This window comes from Streptomyces chiangmaiensis, from assembly GCF_036281785.1.
GTDB lineage: Bacteria > Actinomycetota > Actinomycetes > Streptomycetales > Streptomycetaceae > Streptomyces > Streptomyces chiangmaiensis.
On sequence record NZ_JAYWVC010000423.1, the window covers coordinates 1 to 3,479 of the forward strand.

Consider the following 3,479-nt stretch of genomic DNA (forward strand, 5'->3'; position numbering starts at 1 on the left):
TCGCCGTACTTGCGGGCGGGAGTGCCCTTGGGAATGTCCCGCAGCGCGACCTTGTGGCCGACGGTGATGTCCTCGACGGCCGATACCGTGCCGTCGGCCACCTCGATGGGCGTTCCCCGTGAGATGTCCCCGAGGAGCAATCCGATGTCATCCAGGCCGGGACGGGGCACGAGCGGCCGGGCGACGGCCGCTGTTCCCGGCGCCAGCGGATCACGGCGATCATTGTTCACGTCATCGACCATGGGACGCCGACGCCGTCCAGGGGAAACACGGTTATCGACGGGGAACCATCCGGAATACGAATGCCCCGTGCGGTCCTGGAGCCGGGTCGCGCATTCCGGGTCGATGAGCACCGAGTGGCAATCCCGCCCGAGTGCGTGTTGCATCCCGGTCTCGCGGGTCCGATTGCCGGAGCGATGCATACACCGGCAGAGACACCCGGGAGCGGGCCTGTCAGGGCATGGTGCGCCCAGGCGCTCGGGACCGGTCGGTTGCGGCCCCTGTACCGCTGACATGGTCAGGGGCGTACATGCTGGCGAGCAGGCGCAGGCGTTCCTCGGAGGGGCTGCCCGGCTGCGCGTGGTAGGTGACCAGCGTTTGCCCATCAGTGCCCGGGACCAGCAGCTTTTCGTAGTGCAGTTCCAGAGCGCCTGCCTGCGGGTGCTGGAGGAGGCTGGTGCCGGTGGTCTTGTGCTTGACGTCCTGCCGGGCCCAGAGAGTGCGGAAGCGCTCGCTGCGCAGGGAGAGCTCTCCGACGATCTCGACAAGACGCGGGTCTTCGATGTCCGCGCCGACGACCGAGCGCAGGTACGGGACGACCCGGGCGGTCATGTCCTCCCAGTCCCGGTGGAGTTCCCGCATCTCCCGCTCGAGGAACGCGGCCAGAATGCCGTTGCGCCCGGGCGCGTTGAACGGTGAGAGCACGATGGCGAGGCTGTTGGCGGCCAGGACGTCCATGTACTTGCCGTGGACGTACGCCGGGGTGAGTGGCCAGGAGTCGATGAGCGCGCGGATGCCGTCGCCGACCTTTTCGGGCTTGCGGGGCCGCTTGCGCCGCGGACTCTTGCGTGTGGCGATCTCCAGTAGGTAGGTCGTCGCCTCCTCGTCCAGCTGCAGGGCGCGGGCGATGCTGCGCAGGACCTGCTCCGAGGGGTTCTTGTCGCGGCCCTGCTCCAAGCGGTTGTAGTAATCGGAGCTGATCCCCGCGAGGAAGGCGACCTCCTCGCGGCGCAGCCCCGGGACGCGCCGGTGACCCTGATCCCGGGCCTCGTCGGGCCGGACCAGCTCCCTGCGGGCGCGCAGATACCGGCCCAGTGCGTTGGCGTCTGCGGCGGCTGTCATCGTTCCAGCGTACGGGCGCGCTCCGGGCTCGTGAGTGGCCCTGTCAGTCCCAGTCTCAGCCCGTCCTGGTGCGTCCCGCGGCGTTCGGCGCAGGCTGACGGTGCACGTTCGGAACGACCGGAGGAATGCTTCACATGTCTCAGCTCTTCACGACCCCGTACGACCGCGACAGCACCGCCTCGGAGGTGATCGAAGGCGTGGACCTGTCAGGCAGGCGGGCGATCGTCACGGGGGCCGGCTCGGGCATCGGCGTGGAGACCGCCCGCGCTCTGGCGGCCAACGGCGCCGAGGTCACGCTCGCCGTCCGCCGTCCGGAGGCCGGCGAGCAGGTCGCGGCCGACCTGCGCGGGGCCACCGGGAACGAGGCGATCCACGTCGCGCGCCTGGACGTGGCCGACCTGGAGTCGGTGCGGGCGTTCACGGCCGCCTGGCAGGGTCCGCTGCACATCCTGATCAACAACGCCGGCATCATGATGCCGCCGGAGCTCGAGCGGGGCATCGGCGGCCACGAGCAGCAGTTCGCCACCAACTACCTGGGGCACTTCGCCCTGGCCCTGGGGCTGCACCGCGCCCTCGCCGACGGTGACGGCGCGCGCCTGGTCTCGGTCTCCTCCAGCGGCCATCTCTTCTCCCCCGTCGTCTTCGACGACATCGACTTCCGCTTCCGCCCGTACGACGCGCTCGCCGCCTACGGCCAGTCCAAGACCGCCGAGGTCCTCCTGGCCGTCGAGGCACAGCGCCGCTGGTCCGGCGACGGCATCACGGCCAATTCTCTGCACCCAGGTGCGATCGCCACCAACCTCCAGCGCCACACCGGGGGCCTGCGGACCCCCGAGCCCTACCGCAAGACGATCGGGCAGGGCGCCGCAACCACCGTGTTCCTCGCCGCTTTCCCGCTGGTCGAAGGCGTCGGCGGCCGTTACTTCGAGGACGTCAACGAGGCGCCCGTCGTCCACGCCCGGCCCACCGAATTCGGCGTCCCCGGCGTGGCCGCCTACGCGCTGGACCCGGAGAACGCCGAGCGCCTGTGGGAGCTGGCGAGCGACATCGTCCGCTGAGCACCACGGGATCCCCCCACCCCCGTGCCTCACCTGAACCATTGAAAACAACGAAAGAAGTGAATGATGACCGCGACGATAAGCAGGGTCGGTTTCATCGGTCTCGGTGACCAGGGTGGCCCGATGGCGGAAGCCATCGGCGAGCATGGCTTCGAGCTGCACGTGTGGGCGCGGCGTTCCGCCTCCCTGGCGGCGGTGGAGAGGGTCCCGCACACCGTTCACGGCAGCGTGGCGGATCTGGGGGCGTCCGCCGAGCTGATCGGGCTGTGTCTGCGCGACGACGCGGATATTTGGGATATTTTGGATGGTCAGGGGTTGCTGGCCGCGATCACCCCCGGAACGATCATCGTCAACCAGGGCACCGGCGACCCCGCCGAGGCGGTCCGTATCGCCGAACACGTGGCGCGGGCCGGATGTGGCTAGCGCCCGTCAGCGGCGGCAGCCCCGGCGCCCGCGCCCGCACCCTCACCACCTTCACCGGAGGAGCCCAGGACGTGTTTGACAGGGCCCGCCCGGTGTTCGACACGTTCAGCGACACCGTCACGCTGATGGGCCCGGTCGGTGCCGGGCAGTTCACCAAGCTGTTCAACAACGCGCTGACCATCACCAACATGAAGAACCCGAGGACGTCCTCGGCCTGGCGTCGCGGGTCGGCCTGAACCTCCCCGCCCTGATCGACGTGATCAACACCAGCAGCGGCGGCAGCTCGGCGCTGCGCGCCCTCGGCGGCGACATCACCCCAGAGCTGGCGGAGCACGTTCACCTGCTCATGGAGAAGGACATGCACCACTTCGCCGACGCCGTGCGCGGCGCGGGCGGAGACGACCCCTCCGAGGTGCTCGAGCGCGGCCTGGCCGGCGCCGCCCGCCTGGTCGCCCGCGCCCGGGAGGCCGCGGTACCCGAGCCGGGCGTGGCGTGACCGGCCCAGCCGTTGCGACTCCGCGCCCTGCACTCCGCGGTCGAGGATCCGACCGGACCGGCCGGGCAGGGAGCGGCGGCGCGGTCTGAGGTGGCTGTTCAGGGGATGCGGTGAAGAGGCCGCTGTCCTGACCTTCTGCGGGAACGGCGTCGAGTGGTACT

General features: G+C 70.1%; 5 protein-coding genes and 1 pseudogene. 4 read left to right on the forward strand and 2 right to left on the reverse strand.

Features of this window, described 5'->3' with window-relative positions; genetic code table 11:
- Window positions 1–230: pseudogene (locus tag VXC91_RS43680) on the reverse strand (hypothetical protein); the annotation flags it as partial.
- A 223-nt stretch (window positions 231–453) separates the two neighbouring features.
- Window positions 454–1,341 (reverse strand): helix-turn-helix transcriptional regulator, encoded by an 888-nt coding sequence (locus VXC91_RS43685; RefSeq protein WP_329512903.1) that lies wholly within the window; start codon window positions 1,339–1,341, stop codon window positions 454–456.
- Window positions 1,342–1,475: 134 nt separating this feature from the next.
- On the opposite strand from VXC91_RS43685, the gene VXC91_RS43690 reads away from it, so the two are divergent.
- From VXC91_RS43690 to VXC91_RS43705, 4 genes are all read left to right on the forward strand, one after another.
- Window positions 1,476–2,399 carry an SDR family NAD(P)-dependent oxidoreductase gene (locus VXC91_RS43690; protein WP_329512904.1) on the forward strand — a complete coding sequence of 308 codons (924 nt, stop codon included), beginning with the start codon at window positions 1,476–1,478 and terminating at the stop codon, window positions 2,397–2,399.
- Between the two features lie 123 nt (window positions 2,400–2,522).
- A complete protein-coding gene (locus VXC91_RS43695) occupies window positions 2,523–2,822 on the forward strand; it encodes an NAD(P)-binding domain-containing protein (RefSeq protein ID WP_329512905.1) in 300 nt (99 codons plus the stop codon).
- A complete protein-coding gene (locus VXC91_RS43700) occupies window positions 2,813–3,058 on the forward strand; it encodes an NAD(P)-binding domain-containing protein (protein WP_329512906.1) in 246 nt (81 codons plus the stop codon). The genes VXC91_RS43695 and VXC91_RS43700 overlap by 10 nt, the downstream gene beginning before the upstream one ends.
- 20 nt (window positions 3,059–3,078) lie before the next feature.
- Window positions 3,079–3,318, forward strand: coding sequence for a hypothetical protein (locus VXC91_RS43705; protein ID WP_329512907.1), 240 nt, complete (start codon window positions 3,079–3,081; stop codon window positions 3,316–3,318).
- Window positions 3,319–3,479 lie beyond the last annotated feature (161 nt).

Excerpts from the sequence above, each read along its gene's own strand:
- VXC91_RS43685 (WP_329512903.1), bottom strand. The coding sequence starts at position 1,341 with ATGACAGCCGCCGCAGACGCCAACGCACTGGGCCGGTATCTGCGCGCC.
- VXC91_RS43690 (WP_329512904.1), top strand. The coding sequence starts at position 1,476 with ATGTCTCAGCTCTTCACGACCCCGTACGACCGCGACAGCACCGCCTCG.
- VXC91_RS43700 (WP_329512906.1), top strand. The coding sequence starts at position 2,813 with ATGTGGCTAGCGCCCGTCAGCGGCGGCAGCCCCGGCGCCCGCGCCCGC.
- VXC91_RS43695 (WP_329512905.1), top strand. The coding sequence starts at position 2,523 with ATGGCGGAAGCCATCGGCGAGCATGGCTTCGAGCTGCACGTGTGGGCG.